The 17,045-nt window shown below is 65.3% G+C and carries 20 protein-coding genes, 1 tRNA gene and 1 riboswitch; of the genes, 11 read left to right on the forward strand and 10 right to left on the reverse strand.

Going from position 1 to position 17,045, the window contains the following annotated elements:
- Positions 1–6: 6 nt before the first annotated feature.
- The 10 genes from urtC to ureG all read left to right on the forward strand — a co-directional run bounded on the left by urtC (position 7) and on the right by ureG (position 7,622).
- Positions 7–1,128 (forward strand): urea ABC transporter permease subunit UrtC, encoded by a 1,122-nt coding sequence (gene urtC / locus EDE12_RS13440; protein WP_026598476.1) that lies wholly within the window; start codon positions 7–9, stop codon positions 1,126–1,128.
- Positions 1,125–1,886 (forward strand): urea ABC transporter ATP-binding protein UrtD, encoded by a 762-nt coding sequence (urtD, locus tag EDE12_RS13445; protein ID WP_026598475.1) that lies wholly within the window; start codon positions 1,125–1,127, stop codon positions 1,884–1,886. Before urtC ends, urtD begins: the two co-directional genes overlap by 4 nt.
- A 4-nt stretch (positions 1,887–1,890) precedes the next feature.
- Positions 1,891–2,589: an urea ABC transporter ATP-binding subunit UrtE gene (gene urtE, locus EDE12_RS13450; protein WP_026598474.1), complete on the forward strand. Its 699-nt coding sequence runs from the start codon at positions 1,891–1,893 to the stop codon at positions 2,587–2,589.
- Positions 2,590–2,654: 65 nt separating this feature from the next.
- A complete protein-coding gene (locus EDE12_RS13455; RefSeq protein WP_051592444.1) occupies positions 2,655–3,398 on the forward strand; it encodes an urease accessory protein UreD in 744 nt (247 codons plus the stop codon).
- A gap of 92 nt (positions 3,399–3,490) precedes the next feature.
- Positions 3,491–3,793: an urease subunit gamma gene (locus tag EDE12_RS13460; protein ID WP_026598472.1), complete on the forward strand. Its 303-nt coding sequence runs from the start codon at positions 3,491–3,493 to the stop codon at positions 3,791–3,793.
- On the forward strand, positions 3,790–4,113 hold the full coding sequence (locus tag EDE12_RS13465; RefSeq protein WP_024879709.1) for an urease subunit beta: 324 nt from the start codon (positions 3,790–3,792) through the stop codon (positions 4,111–4,113). Before EDE12_RS13460 ends, EDE12_RS13465 begins: the two co-directional genes overlap by 4 nt.
- Positions 4,103–5,815: an urease subunit alpha gene (gene ureC, locus EDE12_RS13470; RefSeq protein WP_026598471.1), complete on the forward strand. Its 1,713-nt coding sequence runs from the start codon at positions 4,103–4,105 to the stop codon at positions 5,813–5,815. Before EDE12_RS13465 ends, ureC begins: the two co-directional genes overlap by 11 nt.
- A 10-nt stretch (positions 5,816–5,825) precedes the next feature.
- Positions 5,826–6,314: an urease accessory protein UreE gene (locus EDE12_RS13475; RefSeq protein WP_026598470.1), complete on the forward strand. Its 489-nt coding sequence runs from the start codon at positions 5,826–5,828 to the stop codon at positions 6,312–6,314.
- Positions 6,244–6,987, forward strand: a complete 744-nt coding sequence (locus EDE12_RS13480) for an urease accessory UreF family protein (protein WP_245275749.1) — start codon at positions 6,244–6,246, stop codon at positions 6,985–6,987. The genes EDE12_RS13475 and EDE12_RS13480 overlap by 71 nt, the downstream gene beginning before the upstream one ends.
- Positions 6,984–7,622 (forward strand): urease accessory protein UreG, encoded by a 639-nt coding sequence (gene ureG, locus EDE12_RS13485; RefSeq protein WP_024879705.1) that lies wholly within the window; start codon positions 6,984–6,986, stop codon positions 7,620–7,622. The genes EDE12_RS13480 and ureG overlap by 4 nt, the downstream gene beginning before the upstream one ends.
- A 12-nt stretch (positions 7,623–7,634) precedes the next feature.
- Here ureG and EDE12_RS13490 read toward each other — a convergent pair whose 3' ends face one another.
- The 9 genes from EDE12_RS13490 to EDE12_RS13530 all read right to left on the reverse strand — a co-directional run bounded on the left by EDE12_RS13490 (position 7,635) and on the right by EDE12_RS13530 (position 15,276).
- A complete protein-coding gene (locus EDE12_RS13490) occupies positions 7,635–8,762 on the reverse strand; it encodes a GGDEF domain-containing protein (RefSeq protein ID WP_026598468.1) in 1,128 nt (375 codons plus the stop codon).
- Between the two features lie 109 nt (positions 8,763–8,871).
- Positions 8,872–8,946: transfer RNA gene (locus tag EDE12_RS13495), tRNA-Gly, on the reverse strand.
- Positions 8,947–9,008: 62 nt separating this feature from the next.
- Positions 9,009–9,497 (reverse strand): hydrogenase maturation protease, encoded by a 489-nt coding sequence (locus EDE12_RS13500; protein ID WP_084768488.1) that lies wholly within the window; start codon positions 9,495–9,497, stop codon positions 9,009–9,011.
- Positions 9,498–9,499: 2 nt separating this feature from the next.
- A complete protein-coding gene (locus tag EDE12_RS13505; protein WP_026598467.1) occupies positions 9,500–10,792 on the reverse strand; it encodes a Ni/Fe hydrogenase subunit alpha in 1,293 nt (430 codons plus the stop codon).
- The gene (locus tag EDE12_RS13510) at positions 10,782–11,576 is read right to left on the reverse strand and encodes an oxidoreductase (protein WP_026598466.1); all 795 of its coding nucleotides are present in this window, start codon (positions 11,574–11,576) and stop codon (positions 10,782–10,784) included. The genes EDE12_RS13505 and EDE12_RS13510 overlap by 11 nt, the downstream gene beginning before the upstream one ends.
- A 2-nt stretch (positions 11,577–11,578) precedes the next feature.
- Positions 11,579–12,430 (reverse strand): FAD/NAD(P)-binding protein, encoded by an 852-nt coding sequence (locus tag EDE12_RS13515; protein WP_051592442.1) that lies wholly within the window; start codon positions 12,428–12,430, stop codon positions 11,579–11,581.
- Entirely contained in the window at positions 12,414–12,878 is a 465-nt protein-coding gene (locus EDE12_RS13520; RefSeq protein ID WP_198022761.1) for a cyclic nucleotide-binding domain-containing protein, read from the reverse strand. Before EDE12_RS13520 ends, EDE12_RS13515 begins: the two co-directional genes overlap by 17 nt.
- Positions 12,875–14,011 carry a 4Fe-4S dicluster domain-containing protein gene (locus EDE12_RS13525; protein ID WP_026598464.1) on the reverse strand — a complete coding sequence of 379 codons (1,137 nt, stop codon included), beginning with the start codon at positions 14,009–14,011 and terminating at the stop codon, positions 12,875–12,877. The genes EDE12_RS13520 and EDE12_RS13525 overlap by 4 nt, the downstream gene beginning before the upstream one ends.
- Before the next feature lie 161 nt (positions 14,012–14,172).
- Positions 14,173–15,276: a 2'-deoxycytidine 5'-triphosphate deaminase gene (locus tag EDE12_RS13530; protein WP_026598463.1), complete on the reverse strand. Its 1,104-nt coding sequence runs from the start codon at positions 15,274–15,276 to the stop codon at positions 14,173–14,175.
- Positions 15,277–15,434: 158 nt separating this feature from the next.
- Positions 15,435–15,513, forward strand: a riboswitch (SAM riboswitch).
- 53 nt (positions 15,514–15,566) lie between these two features.
- Between EDE12_RS13530 and EDE12_RS13535 the strand changes: the two genes are divergently transcribed.
- On the forward strand, positions 15,567–16,760 hold the full coding sequence (locus tag EDE12_RS13535; protein WP_026598462.1) for an O-succinylhomoserine sulfhydrylase: 1,194 nt from the start codon (positions 15,567–15,569) through the stop codon (positions 16,758–16,760).
- A gap of 6 nt (positions 16,761–16,766) precedes the next feature.
- Here the strand turns inward: EDE12_RS13535 and EDE12_RS13540 are convergent, their stop codons facing one another.
- A complete protein-coding gene (locus EDE12_RS13540) occupies positions 16,767–17,003 on the reverse strand; it encodes a hypothetical protein (RefSeq protein ID WP_134188122.1) in 237 nt (78 codons plus the stop codon).
- Positions 17,004–17,045 lie beyond the last annotated feature (42 nt).

Below are 17,045 nucleotides of genomic sequence, written 5' to 3' on the forward strand. Positions count from 1 at the left end.
AGCGACATGCTCTACATCCCCCCTGCCCCATCGCTCGCCACGCGGATCTTCGGCCTACGCGGCTGGCTCGCCTTCCTCGCCGCGGCGCTGACGATATTCGTCGCCGTGCCGCTCGCCAATCTCGTCGCGCCGGAGGGCTCCTTCCTCCACCTCTCCGACGCATCGGTCGCGCTCATCGGCAAGCTCTTCTGCTACGCCATGCTGGCGCTCGCCATGGATCTCGTCTGGGGCTATGCCGGAATTCTCAGCCTCGGCCACGGCATATTCTTCGCGCTCGGCGGCTACGCCTTCGGCATGTATCTGATGCGCCAGATCGGCCGGGACGGCAGCTATCATTCCGATCTGCCGGACTTCATGGTCTTCCTCGATTGGAAGGCCTATCCCTGGTTCTGGAGCTTCACCGATCATTTCGCCTATGCCGCCGCGCTCGCCATTCTCGCGCCGGCGACGCTCGCCTTCGTCTTCGGCTATTTCGCCTTTCGCTCGCGCATCAAGGGCGTCTATTTCTCCATCATCACCCAGGCGCTCACCTATGCGATGATGCTGCTGTTCTTCCGCAATGAGACGGGCTTCGGCGGCAATAATGGCTTCACCGATTTCAAGCGCATAGTGGATTATCCGCTGGCGACGCCGACGACGCGCATGATCCTCTTCACGCTGACCGGCGCCTGCCTTCTCGCGCTCATTCTCGTCTCGCGCTTTCTCGTCTCCAGCAAATTCGGTCGCGTGCTCACGGCGATACGCGAGGCCGAGAGCCGCGTGATGTTCTGCGGCTATGACACGCTCTCCTACAAGCTCGCGATCTGGACCTTCTCGGCCGCGATCTGCGGACTGGCCGGCGCGCTCTATGTGCCGCAGGTCGGCATCATCAATCCCAGCGAAATGTCGCCGGCCGCCTCGATCGAGATCGCCATATGGGCGGCGGTCGGCGGGCGCGGCACGCTGATCGGCCCGCTCATCGGCGCCGTTATCGTCAATGGCGCGAAGAGCTTCTTCACCGCCGCCATTCCCGAATATTGGCTGTTCTTCTTAGGGCTCCTCTTCGTGCTCGTCACCCTGCTGCTGCCCAAGGGCGTCATCGGCCTCTTCGACACGCTGGCCTCCTTCCGCAAGGAGCGCGCGCGATGATCGGCGAGCCGGATATCTCCAGCGGCGTCGCGCTCTATCTCGACGATGTCCAGGTCACTTTCGACGGCTTCCGCGCGCTGCGCGGCCTCTCTCTGTCGATCGACACGGGCGAGCTGCGCTGCATCATCGGCCCCAATGGCGCCGGCAAGACGACGATGATGGACGTCATCACCGGCAAGACGCGGCCGGATGTGGGAACCGCCTATTTCGGCCGCTCGCTCGATCTCACCAAGATGAACGAGCCGCAGATCGCCGCCGCCGGCATCGGCCGCAAGTTCCAAAAGCCGACCGTGTTCGAGCATTTGACCGTGTTCGAGAATCTCGAGCTCGCGATAAAGGCCGACAAGAGCGTGCGCGCCTCGCTGTTTCGTCGCCTCACCGGCGAGCAGATCGACCGCGTCAGTGAATTGCTGGAGACGGTGGAGCTCGCCGACAAGGGCAAGGAGCGCGCAGGTCTGCTCTCGCATGGCCAAAAGCAGTGGCTGGAGATCGGCATGCTGCTCGCGCAGCGCCCGCTGCTGCTGCTGCTCGACGAGCCGGTCGCCGGCATGACCGATCACGAGACGAAGCGCACGGCCGAGCTGCTGCTGTCGCTCGCGGGAAAACATTCGATCATGGTGGTGGAGCACGATATGGAGTTCGTCGGCGCCATAGCGCGCAAGGTGACGGTGCTACATGAAGGCGCCGTGCTCGCAGAAGGCCCGCTCAGCGAGGTGCAGAGCGACGAGCGCGTCATCGAAGTCTATCTGGGGCGCTAGGACCATGCTCGAAATCAGCGGCCTCCATCAATATTACGGCAGCAGCCATATTCTGCGCGATGTCTCCTTCACCGCGCCCAAAGGCGCCTGCACCGTGCTGCTCGGGCGCAATGGCGTCGGCAAGACGACGCTGCTGCGCAGCATCATGGGCGTCACGCCGATCCGCAGCGGCGCCATAAGATTCGATGGCGAGGATATCTCCAAGCTCTCGCCCAATCAGCGCGCAGCGCGCGGCGTCGCCTATGTGCCGCAGGGCCGCGAGATTTTCTCCCGCCTCACAGTGGAGGAAAATCTGCTGATGGGCATGGCGGTGAAGCCGGCCCGCAAGGCCTCCATTGTGCCGAGCGAAATCTATGAGATGTTCCCGGTGCTGAAGGAGATGCTGCGGCGGCGCGGCGGTGATCTCTCCGGCGGCCAGCAGCAGCAGCTCGCCATCGCCCGCGCGCTGGTCTCCGATCCCAAGCTCATCATTCTGGACGAGCCGACGGAAGGTATCCAGCCCTCCATCATCAAGCTCATCGGCGAGGTGATAAAGGGCTTGAGCAAACGCGGCGATCTCGCCATTCTGCTCGTCGAGCAATATTATGACTTCGGCCGCGAGCTGGCGGATCATTACATGGTCATGTCGCGCGGGCAGATCGTCAAGCAAGGTCTCGGAGCCGATATGGACAAGGACAACATCAGGGATTTCGTGGCGTTGTGAACGGTCCTCAACGCGCGAGGGGCCGAATAGAATTGCGCTATGCGCAAGTTCAGGGAGCGAGCCGGTTGCGACATCTGGCGCAGGAGGCGCCGCTGAGGGCGCTGTTTCCGGCCGTCGAGCCCAACGAGGCGCCCGAGGCGGCGATCATCAACACCGGCGGCGGCGTCGTCGGCGGCGATTGCTATGCGCTGGACATAGAGGTCGAGGCCGGCGCCGCGCTGACGATCACCACGCCGGCGGCCGAGAAAATCTATCGCTCCAGCGGCGACGACGCCGAGATCGTCGCGCATCTTCGCTGCGGAGAAGGCGCGCGGCTCGAATGGCTGCCGCAGGAGACCATCCTCTTCGATGGCGCGCGACTGCGACGGCGCATCGAGATCGACCTCGCGCCGAGCGCGCGATTTCTCGGCGTCGAGACGATCTTGTTCGGCCGGCGCGCGAGCGGCGAATGGTTGAACCATGGCGCGCTGCGCGACGCCTGGATGCTGCGCATCGACGGCAAGCCGGTGTGGGCGGACGCCATCGGCTTCGCGGGCGACATAGCGGCGCAACGCGCAGTTCGCTTCGGCCTCGGCGAGGCCGCCGGCTATGCGACGATCGTCATCGCCGGGCCGCATGCTTCGGCGCTTCTGCCGCGCGCGCGCGACCTCGCGCAAGGCGCGGCGACGCTCGTCAATGGCGTTCTGCTGATGCGCTTTCTCGATAGCGACGCGGCGCGGCTGCGTGGCGCGGTGATCGAGGCGATGGCGGCGTTGCGACCCGAGGCGACCGGCGGACGCGGCGCAGCGCCGCGTCTGTGGCTAAACTAAAGAAGATGCGCCGGGGCGAGCTAGAAGGCTCGCGGTCCGAGCGCGCCAAAGGACCGCGAGCCTTCAGGCTCGCTCGACAGGGAGGACGCGGAATGCATCTGACGCCGCGCGAAAAAGACAAGCTGCTCGTCGCCGTGGCGGCGATGGTGGCGCGCCGGCGCCTCGAGCGCGGCGCCAAGCTCAACTATCCGGAGGCGGTCGCGCTCATCACCGATTTCGTCGTCGAAGGCGCGCGCGACGGACGTTCGGTGGCGGAGCTGCGCACTCGAGGCGCGAGCGTGCTGACGCGCGAGCAGGTGATGGAGGGAGTGGCCGAGATGATCGAGGCGGTGCAGGTCGAGGCGACCTTCCCGGATGGCGTGAAGCTCGTCACCGTTCACGAGCCGATCCGATGATACCGGGCGAGATCATTCCCGCCGAGGGCGAGATCACCCTCAACGAAGGCCGCGCCACCATTTCGCTCGCCGTCGCCAATACGGGCGATCGGCCGATTCAGGTCGGCTCGCATTATCATTTCGGCGAGACCAATAGCGCGCTGCAATTCGATCGCGCCAAGGCGCGCGGCATGCGGCTCGACATTCCCGCCGGCTCGGCCGTGCGCTTCGAGCCGGGACAGACGCGCATCGTCACGCTCGTTCCTTATGCCGGAGAGCGCGCGGTCTATGGATTCAATGGCGCGGTGATGGGACCTCTGGGGGCGCGAGATGGCGAATAAGATTTCTCGGCGCGCCTATGCCGGAATGTTCGGACCGACGGTCGGCGACCGCATTCGCCTCGCCGATACGGAGCTGCTGATCGAGATCGAGCGCGATCACACGATTTATGGCGAAGAGGTGAAATTCGGCGGCGGCAAGGTCATCCGCGACGGCATGGGCCAGAGCCAACGCTCCAATGCGGAAGGCGCGGTCGACACCGTCATCACCAATGCCGTGATCCTCGATCATTGGGGCATCGTCAAAGCCGATATCGGCATCGTCAACGGGCGCATCGCGCGCATCGGCAAGGCCGGCAATCCCGATGTTCAGCCCGGCGTCGATATCATCATCGGACCGGGCACGGAGATCATCGCCGGCGAAGGCCGCATCGTCACCGCGGGCGGCATAGACACGCATATTCATTTCATCTGCCCGCAGCAGTGCGAGGAAGCGCTGGCGAGCGGCGTCACGACGATGCTCGGCGGCGGCACTGGCCCCGCCGAAGGGACAAAGGCGACGACATGCACGCCCGGCCCCTGGCATTTGAGGCGCATGCTGCAGGCTGCCGAGGGGCTGCCGGTCAATCTCGGCTTTTTCGGCAAGGGCAACGCCAGCCAGCCGCGAGCGCTCGTCGAGATGATCGAGGCCGGCGCGATCGGCCTCAAGCTGCATGAGGATTGGGGCTCGAGCCCGGCGGCGATCGATTGCGCGCTGACCGTCGCCAACGAATATGACGTGCAGGTCACGCTGCACAGCGACACGCTGAACGAGAGCGGCTTCGTCGAGGCGACGATCGCCGCCTTCAAGGGCCGCACCATTCACGCCTTTCATACGGAAGGCGCCGGCGGCGGCCATGCGCCGGACATCATCAAAGTGGCGGGCGAGCCCAATGTGCTCCCCTCCTCCACCAATCCGACGCGACCCTATACGATCAACACGCTCGACGAGCATCTCGACATGCTGCTCGTCTGCCATCATCTCGACCCGAAGATTCCAGAGGACATCGCCTTCGCCGAGAGCCGCATTCGCAAGGAGACGATCGCGGCGGAGGATATTCTCCACGACCTCGGCGCGCTGTCGATGTATTCCTCCGACAGCCAGGCGATGGGCCGCGTCGGCGAGGTGATCATTCGCTGCTGGCAGACGGCGGATAAGATGCGCCGACAGCGCGGCAAGCTCGCTGGCGACGGCGCCGGCAATGATAATTTCCGCGCCCGCCGCTATGTGGCGAAATATACGATCAACCCCGCCATAGCGCATGGAATCGCCGATCTCGTCGGCTCGATCGAGCCGGGCAAGCTCGCCGATCTCGTGCTGTGGTCGCCGGCATTCTTCGGCGTTAAGCCGGATCTCATATTGAAGGGCGGCAGCATTGCGATGGCGGCGATGGGCGATCCCAACGCCTCCATACCGACGCCGCAGCCCGTGCATTATCGGTCGATGTTCGCGGGCTTCGGCCGCAGCCTCACGCAGAGCTGCGTCACCTTCGTCAGCCGCGCCGCGCGGGAGGCGTCTGTCGCGCAGAAATATGGGCTCGAGCGGCCGCTGCATGTCGTGACCAACACGCGCGGCGGGATTTCCAAGCGCAGCATGATCCTCAATGACGCGACGCCGAAGATCGAGGTCGACGCCCAGACTTACGAAGTGCGCGCCGATGGCGAGCTGCTGACCTGCGAGCCGGCCACCGTGCTGCCAATGGCGCAGCGCTATTTCCTGTTTTGAGAGGGCGAAGATGCGTGCGGCGCATAGGCTTCCCGCGGGAAGCTGGGACAAAGGGCGAGAGCGCGGGACGGCGACGCTGGATTGGGACGAGCGCCATCGTCGGCGCCGCAGCCTGACCAGCGATCAGGGCGAGGCGTTCCTGCTCGATCTCGCCGAAGCCGCGCGGCTCGGCGAGGGCGACGGGCTCGCGCTCGAGGACGGCTCGGTAATCCGCGTCGTCGCAAAACCGGAGCCGGTTCTGGTGATAGAAGCGGGAACGGCGGGCCTGCCACGCCTCGCCTATCATCTCGGCAATCGCCATCTCGCCATTCAGATTTTTCCCGATCGACTCGTCATTCGAGACGATTCCGTCATCGCCGACATGGTCGAAGGATTGGGCGGGATCGTCACGCGGCGCGATCTGCCGTTCGATCCGGAGAATGGCGCCTATGGCGGCCATTCATCGCATAGTCACGATCATCATCACGCGCACGGTCATCATGACCACGGACATGGTTGAGCCACGCGACTGGCTGCTGTCGCTGCTAACATTCATGTCGCCGGCCTATCCCGTCGGCGGCTTCGCCTTCAGCCACGGATTGGAGTGGGCCGTGGAAACGGGCGACGTCAGCGACCGCGGCGGCCTCCAAGCCTATATCGGCGCAGCACTGGAAATGGGCGGCGGCTGGTGTGATCTCGTCTTTCTCGCCGCCGCTTGGCGCGCCGCCCGCGCCAATGACGTGGATGGGCTAGACGTGACAGCCGATCTTGCCGCCGCCTGGCGCTCGAGCGCGGAGACTGCGCTGGAGTCGCGCCATCAGGGCGCGGCCTTCGCACGCGCTACATGCGCCGCTTTTCCTGGTTCGCCGCTCGATGCGCTCGCCGCGCGGCGCGATGGCGAGATCGCCTTTCCCGTCGCGGTCGGCGCGGCGGTCGTGGACGCGCCGCTGGACGCTGCTCTGCGCGCCTTTGCTCACGCCTTCGCCGCCAATCTCGTCTCGGCCGGCGTGCGGCTCATTCCGCTCGGCCAGACCGATGGGCTGCTGGCGCTCGCCGCGCTCACGCCCATCATCATGCGCGCCGCGCGCGCCGCCGAGACGACGCCGCTCGACACGCTCACCACCTCCGCCCTGCGCATAGACATCGCGTCCATGCGCCATGAAACGCAATATACGAGGCTGTTCCGCTCATGACCGCGCCCCATTCTCCTCACGGTCCGCTGCGCGTCGGCGTCGGCGGCCCGGTCGGCTCCGGCAAGACGGCGCTGATGGACCGGCTGTGCAAAGCGCTGCGCGACAAATATCGCCTCGCCGCCATCACCAATGACATTTACACGAAAGAGGACGCGGAATTCCTCACCCGCTCCGGCGCGCTCGCGCCCGAGCGCATCATCGGCGTCGAGACGGGCGGCTGCCCGCATACGGCGATCCGCGAGGACGCTTCCGCCAATTTGGCCGCCGTCGCCGAGATGAACCGCAAATTCCCCGATCTCGATCTCATCCTCATCGAGAGCGGCGGCGACAATCTCGCCGCCACTTTCAGCCCCGAGCTCGCCGATATCACCATCTATGTCATCGACGTCTCGGCCGGCGACAAGATTCCGCGCAAAGGCGGCCCCGGCATCACGCGCTCGGACCTTCTCGTCATCAACAAGATCGACCTCGCGCCTCTGGTCGGCGCCTCGCTCGAGGTGATGGATCGCGACGCCCGCCGAATGCGCGGCGGCCGGCCCTTCGTTTTCGCCAATCTGAAGGAGAATATCGGGCTCGATACAATCGCCGGCTTTATCGAGCGCATGGGCGGACTTACCCGCGCCGAGGCGCGCTGAGGCCGCTCGATCTCACGCCTGCGCCACGAAGACCTGATTGCGGCCGCCGGATTTCGCGGCGTAGAGCGCCTTGTCGGCGGCCTCCTTCAGCGCGGAGAGATCGCTCGTCTCCTGGTCGGAAAGCGCGATGCCGACGCTGACGGATGACAATCCGTCGCCGAGCGCCGCCGCCGCGGAAACATAGGCCGAACGAATGCGTTCGGCCACGGCGACCGCCCGCGCGCTATCGACCCGCGTCAGCAGCAGCGCGAATTCATCGCCGCCGATGCGCGCCAGAAAATCCTCGTTGCGAATGCTCTTGGCCGCCACTTCGCCGAAAGTGGTCAGCGCGCGGTCGCCCATCGAATGGCCGAAGCTGTCATTGATCGCCTTCAGCCGATCGAGATCGAAGATGAGCAGCGCCGAATCGCCCTGGCCGCGCGAGCTGCGGATCACCGCATCGGCATTATGATCGAAGCTGCGCCGATTGGAGAGGCCGGTCAGCGGATCGGTCGCCGCCATGAATTTTTGCCGCGCGACGGCCCGCTCCTTGGTCACGGCCAGCAGAGCAAAGCCCATCAGCAGACCATAGCTCACGGATTCCAGCGCGACGGAGACGACGAAGGGCTTCGGATCGAAAGGAGCGCCGCGCGCCATCAGCATGACGACGATGACCGCGACCACCGCCCCGAAGCAGGCATGCGCGGCGGCGAGCGCGATCGTCGCCTGCTGCGTGCGCGTCCTGTGCCGACGCACCGAGGAGAATTCGTCGGCGAGCAGAAAAGCATAGACCGCCGATATGGCGCAGCGGTCGACGATACGGACCGAATCGACGCTCAGGGAGAAGAAGAGCAGCCAGATCGCGCCGCCGGCGAGCGCCAGACGCATGTCCACGGGACGGCCGATGAAAACCCGCGATCCGCCCCAGACGAGGCCGACGCCCCACAGAGTGAGCGCATTGCCGAGGCCGATCGCGAGCAGCGGATAGGATTCGCGCAAGGATAGCAGAGCGACGCCTAGGCTGATCATGAGCTGCGCCGCGCACCACCAGCGATATTCCGCGGCCTCCGGATCCTCGCGCCAGACGAGATAGAGAAAGGCGCCGAGAACCGCGAATACGGCAGAATTCATCAGCAGCAAGGTCGGGAGACAATCCGCCATGGTCACACGATCCGGATGAGACTTTCCGACCGGCTCCGCGATGCGAATCGAAAGCGCATTCGAGCGAGGCGGCCGAAAAGCGAGCGCTGTTGAAACAGACTGCGCAAAATGGAGCGGGCGATGGGAATCGAACCCACGACATACAGCTTGGGAAGCTGTCGTTCTACCACTGAACTACGCCCGCGTACCGCCTGAAGACAGTTATTCCTATAGGGTTTTTCTGCTCTGTGGGCAAGGTCGGACAATTTATCCCGCGGTGAAAAAAGAAGCGCCGTCCGAGCGCTCTTTCGCCGCGAACTCGGCGAGAATCCGCTCCGCCGCCGCCGCCGCGCCGGCCTGCGCCGCCGCCGATAGGGGCGCGCCCGGAGCGAAGCTCTCGCCCTCGATCGTGAACAGAACGCAAACAGGCGGAAACGCGCCGAGGGCGCGCGCGAGGCCGATCGCCTCGGCGAGGCCGAAGCCGTGGCTGGACCAGCCAGAATCGATCGGTAACAGCTCCCCCTCGTCGCCGAGGTCGAAGCGCCGCACCGTCCCGGCCGGCGCGCCGGAAATGGCTGCATCGACGATAACCGCCTCGGCGGCCTCTTCCAGCGCCGCGAGAATGGCGCTCGCGTCGCCGCGGCATTCGACGATATCGAGCGCAGCCGCCTCGCGTAGCAGCGCGCCGACGCGTGGGCCGGCGCCGTCGTCGCCGCGATCCGGATTGCCGACGCACAGAAGGATGCGACGCCGCATCTTCAGCCCCGATCGATTTCGAGCCGCAAAAAATGCGTCGAGCAGGAGATGCAGGGATCGTGATTGCGAACTGTCTGCTCGCAGCGATGACGAAGCTCGTCCTCCGGCAGATGCAGAAAGGCGCCGGTGAGGCGCTTCAGATCCTCCTCGATCATCGCTTGATTCTGCGAGGTCGGAGGGGTGATGATCGCCTCGGCGATCGTTCCGTCCGCCTCGAGCCGATAGCGATGATAGAGCATGCCGCGCGGCGCCTCGGTCGCGGCATGGCCGACGCCGGCGCGCGGCTCGATCGCGACGCAGGAGGCGTCCGGCTCCTCATAGCGCGCGATGATGCGCAGCGCCTCGTCCAGCGCATAGATCGTCTCGACCGCGCGCACGATGATGCTGCGATAGGGATTGACGCAGACGGCCTCGAGGCCCGCCTCGCGCGCCGCCTCCTTCGCCAGCGGCGACAGCACATCCGCGTTGAGCGCATAGCGGGCGAGCGGGCCGACGAGATAGGGCTCGTCGCAAAGGCGCATACGCGCATGCAGCGCGGTCGAGCGCTGGACGTGAAACTCCTCGAAATGCGTCTCGAAATCGCGCGCGGCGATGTCGAGCCCGCGGCTCGACACGATGCGGCCTTCGTTGAACGGATATTCATCCGGATGCCGCAGCGACACGAAGACGTAATCGCGCGCGCAATCGGGAAAGTCGAATCCGGCGACGAAGCGTGCGACCTGAAGCGCCTGTTCCAGCGCGCGCTCCACCCGCTCCGCCAATGTGCGCAGCTCACGCTTGCGCGGCGCGCGATAAAAGCCGCCGACGCGCACATTGATCGGATGAATCTCGCGCCCGCCGACCAGCGTCATGATCTCATTGCCGACCTTCTTGATCGCGAGGCCGCGCCGCACGATATCGCCATGGTCGCGCGCCATATCGACGCCGCCGGCGTAACCGAGAAAATCCGGCATATGCAGCATATGCACATGCAGCATGTGGCTCTCGATCCATTCGCCGCAATAGAGCAGGCGCCGCAGATCGCGCAGCGGACCCGTGACGGCGACGCCGAGCGCATCCTCCATCGCATGCACGGCGCTCATCTGATAGGCGACGGGACAAATGCCGCAAATGCGCGCGGCAATGTCCGGCGCCTCGGTGAAGGCGCGCCCGCGCATCAGCGCTTCGAAGAAACGCGGCGGCTCGAAAATATTCAGCGCCGCGCTCTTCACCTCGCCGTCGCGCAGCACGATCTCGAGCCCGCCCTCGCCTTCCACACGCGCCAGCGCGCCGACCGAGATGGTTCTACTCGTCATGGCGCTCGCTCTCCTCGCGGAAGGCCTCCGCCTGCGCGTTGAATGTGCGATAGACACGCTGCAACGCTTCCTCATCCATGCCGAGCGCCGCGAGCTGCGCGCTCAGCGATGGCGCATTGGGCGTCTCGGCGGGACCGAAGCAGCCGTAGCAGCCCCGATCATAAGAGGGACACAACGCGCCGCAGCCGGCATGAGTGACGGGGCCGAGACAAGGCGTCCCCTGCGCCACCATCACGCAGACATTTCCCTTCAGCTTGCATTGCAGACAGACGCTATGCGACGGCGTCGCCGGCTTGCGGCCGGCGAGAAAGCTCGAGATCACCTCGATCAGCTGGCCCTTGTCGATCGGACAGCCGCGCAGCTCGAAATCGACCTTCACATGATCGCTGATCGGCGTCGATGTCGCGAGCGCATGGATATAATCCGGCCGCGCATAGACGATCGACGCATATTCACGCACATCGGCGAAATTGCGCAGCGCCTGTATGCCGCCGGACGTCGCGCAAGCGCCGATGGTGATCAGCGCGCGCGAGCGGCGCCGCACATCCTGTATGCGCTCGGCGTCATGCGGCGTGGTGATCGAGCCCTCGACGAGCGAGAGATCGTAAGTGCCGCGGATCGGCGCGCGCGTCGCCTCTGGAAAATAGGCGATATCGAGCGCCTGGGCGACGGCGAGCAGCTCGTCCTCGCAATCGAGCAGGCTGAGCTGACAGCCATCGCAGGAAGCGAATTTCCATACGGCGAGCCGCGGCACGGATGACGTCCGATGATGCGTCGCGCTCATGCTCAGATTTCCTTCTTCGCGATGAGGCCGCGCAATTGCGAATAGGGAAACACCGGCCCGTCGCGGCAGATGAAGACCGGCCCGAATTGGCAATGGCCGCACCAGCCGATCGCGCATTTCATATTGCGTTCCATTGAGAGATAAACGCGCTCTTGCGCGACGCCTCGCTCGAGCAGCGCATTGGCGACGAAGCGCATCATGATCTCCGGTCCGCAGAGCATGGCGAGCGCACTGGCGGCGCTGAATTGCGCGCGCGACAGCAGCGTCGTCACCACGCCGACATTGCCGCGCCAATCGCCGCGCGCATGATCGACCGTCGCCTCCACCTCTATGTCGAGCCGCCCGCGCCAGGCTTCCAGCTCATCGCGAAAGAGGATATCCGCCGGGCTGCGCGCGCCGAACAAAAGAAGAATACGGCCGTATTTCTCGCGCTCGGCGAAGAGCCGATAGAGCGCCGGCCGCAGCGGCGCGAGACCGAGCCCGCCGGCGACGACGATCACATCGCGACCCTCCGCCTCCACCATCGGCCAGCCGCGTCCGAAGGGGCCGCGCAGGCCGATCGGCTCGCCCACATGCAGCTCTGTGAGCGCGCGCGAGACGGCGCCGACGGCGCGGATCGTATGAACGAGCCGCGCGCTATTGTCCGGATCGCCGCTGACGCTGATCGCCGCCTCGCCGACGCCGAAAGCGGTGAGCATGTTGAATTGCCCCGGCGCGAAATCGAAAGCGCCGCCATCTATCTCGAGAGTCACGACATCCGCGATTTCGCGCTTTCGCCTCACGACGCGCGCGACACGCGGAATCATGGGATCGGCGACGCTCGCCGCGGAAAATGCATCAGTCATGGGCGCCATAAATGTCGATCATCTGCATTCGCGCGGCCTGCAATCGCTCGACCAGCGGCGGCATGAAGCGCTTCATCATGTCATAGCCGAGCCGTGGATCGGCCTCGCTCTTGCGGCGCAGGCAGGCGGCGTCGACGGCGATGGCGCGGACGAGATCGATCGCGCGCGCATCATAGGTCCAGCGATAGGGCGGCACGAGCCAAGAAAGGCCGCAGAGATCGCCCTCATGCAGCGTCTGCACGGTGACGGCGCCGCGCGCCGGATCGCGCAGCTCTATGGCGACGCTTCCATTGCGCAGCAGAAAGAACCAATCGGCGCTGTCGCCTTCATGAAAAAGATATTGGCCCGGATCGAAGCGCATATTCTTGGCGCAGCCGGAGACGAGCGCAACGAATCCTTCATCCATGCCGGCAAAAAAGCGATGCTCTTTGACGATATGCTCGATGCTCTCGATCATGTCGCGCCTTTCTGCGCTTCGCTCTCGCGAATGGCCCGCGCTTCCTCGGTCAAATCTATGCCGACGGGACACCAGACAATGCAGCGTCCGCAGCCGACGCAGCCGGAGCTTCCGAATTGGTCATGCCAAGTGGAGAGCTTATGCGTCATCCATTGGCGATAGCGCGATTTGACGCTCTGCCGGACGCTGCCGCCATGGATATAGGAAAAATCCAGCGTGAAGCAGGAATCCCAGCGCCGCGAGCGCTCGCTCTCGATGCCCGCGAGATCGCTCGCATCCTCGACGCTGGTGCAAAAGCAGGTGGGGCAGACCATTGTGCAATTGGTGCAGGCGAGGCAGCGCGCGGCGACATCATCCCAGCGCGGATGCTCGAGATTGCGCGCGAGCAAGTCCCGCACATCGCCGGCCTCGAGACTGCGGCCCATATTCTCGGCCGTATGCGCGAGAATAGCCTCCGCCTCCTCTGTCTCGCTCGCGCTCGCCGCGCGACGCGGCAGAGAGTCGAGAAGCGCCCTCCCCGCCTCTGTGCCGATCTCGACGAGAAAGGAGCTTCCGGCGACGATTTCGGTGAGCGCTATGTCGAAGCCCATGGTCGCCTTCGGCCCCGTATCCATCGAGACGCAGAAGCAGGCGCCGCCGGCGACGCCGCAATTCACCGCGACGATGAAGACGTCCTCGCGCCGCGCGCGATAATGCGGATCGGCGTAACTTCCGCCGAGAAAGACGCGGTCCTGAATGGCGATGGCGTGCAGCTCGCAGGAGCGCGCGCCGATGAAGGCGAATTTCTCGGCGCGAGCCGGCTCGGCCTCGACGCGCAGCTCGTCGCCCTCGCGCCGCGCGCGCCACAGGCGCAGCACGGGCGGGTGCAGCAGCTTTTTCCAGGATTGCGGGCCGACGACATAGCCGAACAAGGCTTCGTCATTGCGGCGCGTCAGCCGATAATGGCCGCCGTCCTGCTCGTCGCCGACTCCGCGCGGCAGATCGTCCAGCGTGGCGATCTCGTCATAGACGATCGCCTCGTCGCGCACGGTCGGGCCGATGAGTTGGTAGCCCTGTGCGCACAGAGCCTCGAGCAGAGCCTCGAGGCCGGCGGCGTCGACGATGGAACGGACCTCGGTCATGCCTTTGTCCATGTCACGACATCTAGCGTTCGAAAGGCGTGCGTCGTTATCGCGAACGAAGCCGAGCGGCGTCTCGGCTGGTAATGACGCTCCGCCGACGTGGCGGAGCGCTCGTTGATCTCATCGAATTATTGCAGTTTCCCGACAAAAAGCGAGGCGGCGCGCTGTCGCGCTCACGGCGCCTTGAAATGCTTGGAGAGCTTCAGCTCCTGTCCTTGATAATTCGAGACGCCGCCTTGGCCGTAGAGAATTTTCGGCTCGGCGGCCATCGGCTCATAGACGAGACGGCCGATGACCTGCCCATCCTCCAATATGAAAGGCACGTCATGGCTGCGCACCTCGAGCACAGCGCGGCTGCCCGGAAGGCCCTGTGCGCCATAGCCGAAGCCGGGATCGAAAAAGCCGGCGTAATGCACGCGGAACTCACCCATTGCGGGGTCGATCGCCATCATCTCCGCCGAGAGATGCGAGGGAATGCGGATGCGCTCGCGCGAGGCGAGAATGTAGAATTCATTGGGGTCGAGAATGAGCTTATTGCCGCGCCGCGGCGTCAGCCGCTCCCAATAATCCTCTATTGCGTAATGGTCGACGCGATCGACGTCGATCACATCCGTGTGCTTTTGCGCGCGATAGCCGACGACGTCGCCGAGGCCGTCCAGAGCGACGCGGAGGATCACGCCGTCGCGCAGCGTCAATTCGCCATCGGCGAGCGGCGCGCGCGCATGCTCGGCCGCGAGCGCAGCGTCGGAGAGCGTCGTCTCTCCGGCCGCGCCGCGCCGGCGCAGGCGCAGCTGATCGAGCCGCGAGCCCAGCCGCGCCCGCACGCTGAAGCTGCGCGGCGAGACCTCGGCATAGAGCCGCCCGCGATAGCCGGCCGCGACATGATCGAAAATCTCGGTGTCGTCGGTGATGAGGCGGGTGAATATATCGAGCCGCCCGGTCGAGCTCTTGGGATTGGCGACGCCGGAAACATCCTCCGGCAGATGCAGGCTCTCGAGCAGCGGAATCACATAGACGCAGCCGCGCTCGAGCACCGCGCCGGCGCCGCGCAGATCGATCTCGTCATAGGTCAGCTCGGCGAGCAGCGCCTCGACGCTGCGGCGCTTGCCGGGCAGAAAGCTGGCGCGCACGCGATAGGCCGTCGGGCCGAGGCGCAGATCGAGGCTCGCCGGCTGATGCTGGCCGTCCTCGATCGGCTGCGTCGCGGCGATCACGCCGGCGGCGGCCAATTCTCGGATCTGCTCGCAGGAGAGCACGCCATGGACGGCGGACGCCATCGAAACTCCTATTACAACGGTTCGGTCGTCTTACAACGGTTCAGTCGTCATGGGACCTTACACGCCCGACGCCACCGTGTTCTAGTGGCGATAAAATCGGTGAGCCGCAAGCATGCGGCAGAGTGTTGACTTGGCCGCGTCCTTCGGTTCATTCTGTTAAAAGAACGCGTGGTTCTTTGAGCCGGCCGGCTTGCCGCCACGTAAAACAAGGCGCTAAAAGGCCGGGTTTCCTCGTGAAATCCGCTTTTTGTCGCCGTGGCGCGCCCCGCGCGCCGCAGGGGAGACCAAAGTTGAGCGACGACGAGAAGAAACTGCGCCCCGCGACACAGCTCGTGCATGGCGGGGGGCTGCGCTCGCAATTCGGCGAGCTGTCCGAGGCGATGTTCCTCACGCAGAGCTTCGCCTATCCGACGATGGAGGCCGCCGAGGCGCGCTTCAAGGGCGAGGACCCGGGCTTCATCTATTCGCGCTTCTCCAATCCGACCGTCGCGATGTTCGAGCAGCGCATGTGCCTGCTCGAGGGCGCCGAGGCGGCGCGCGCCACGGCGAGCGGAATGGCCGCCGTCACCGCCGCGCTGCTGGCGCAGCTTCGGGCCGGCGATCATATCGTCGCGGCGCGGGCGCTGTTCGGCTCCTGTCTCTATGTGGTGGAGGATCTGCTGCCGCGATTCGGCGTCGCCTCGACCTTGGTCGATGGGGCCGATCTTTCGCAATGGAAGGCCGCCGTCCGCAAGGAGACCAAGCTCTTCTTCCTCGAGAGCCCGACCAATCCCGGCCTCGAGGTCTATGACATTCGCGCCATCGCCGACATCGCCCATGAGGCGGGCGCGCGGCTCGTGGTCGACAATGTCTTCGCCACGCCTCTGCTGCAAAAGCCCTTCGAATTGGGCGCCGATGTCGTCGTCTATTCGGCGACCAAGCACATAGACGGCCAGGGCCGCTGCCTCGGCGGCGTCATTTTGGCGTCGCAGGCGCTGATCGAGGAGAACATCCATAATTTCCTGCGCCAGACCGGGCCGGCTCTGTCGCCCTTCAACGCCTGGACCATGCTGAAGGCGCTGGAGACTCTGCCGCTGCGCATCGCGCAGCAGACGGCGAGCGCGGCGCGGATCGCCGATTTCCTCGCCGAGCAGAAGGAGATCGCCCGCGTTCTCTATCCTTTCCGCGCCGATCACCCGCAGGCGGAGCTGGCGCGGCGGCAGATGACGGGCGGCGGCACGCTGGTGACCTTCGACGTGGCGGGCGGCAAGCCGGCGGCCTTCCGCCTCGCCAACGCGCTGAAAATCGTCAAGATTTCCAATAATCTCGGCGACGCCAAGAGCCTCGTCACCCATCCGGCGACGACGACGCATCAGCGGCTGACGCCGGAGGCGCGCGCGCTCATCGGCGTCGGCGATGGGCTGCTGCGTCTCTCGGTCGGGCTCGAGGATACGGATGATCTCCTCGACGATCTGGCGCGCGGCCTCGCCGCCGCGCGCGGCTGAGCGCGGTCAGAACTGACCGAATTTCGCGCGGCGCTCGAGGTCGATGAGGCGGCCGCTGCGCCGCGCAGCGATCACGGGCGATGGCTCGGGCTCCTGCTCGGCTTGCGGGATCGCGACCGGGACGACGATCGCCCCGCGCGTCTCGAACACGCCGAAGGCGCGGCGCTCGCCGGCGAGCGTGCGCAGAAACTCACGAAAGAATGCGCCGACTCCGGCGCGATTGCTCATTGAAAGTCGAAACACTGTTTCCCCTCCCCGCGCCGCTTTGGCGACGCATCGTCTTTT

Source organism: Methylosinus sp. sav-2 (assembly GCF_004366495.1).
GTDB lineage: Bacteria > Pseudomonadota > Alphaproteobacteria > Rhizobiales > Beijerinckiaceae > Methylosinus.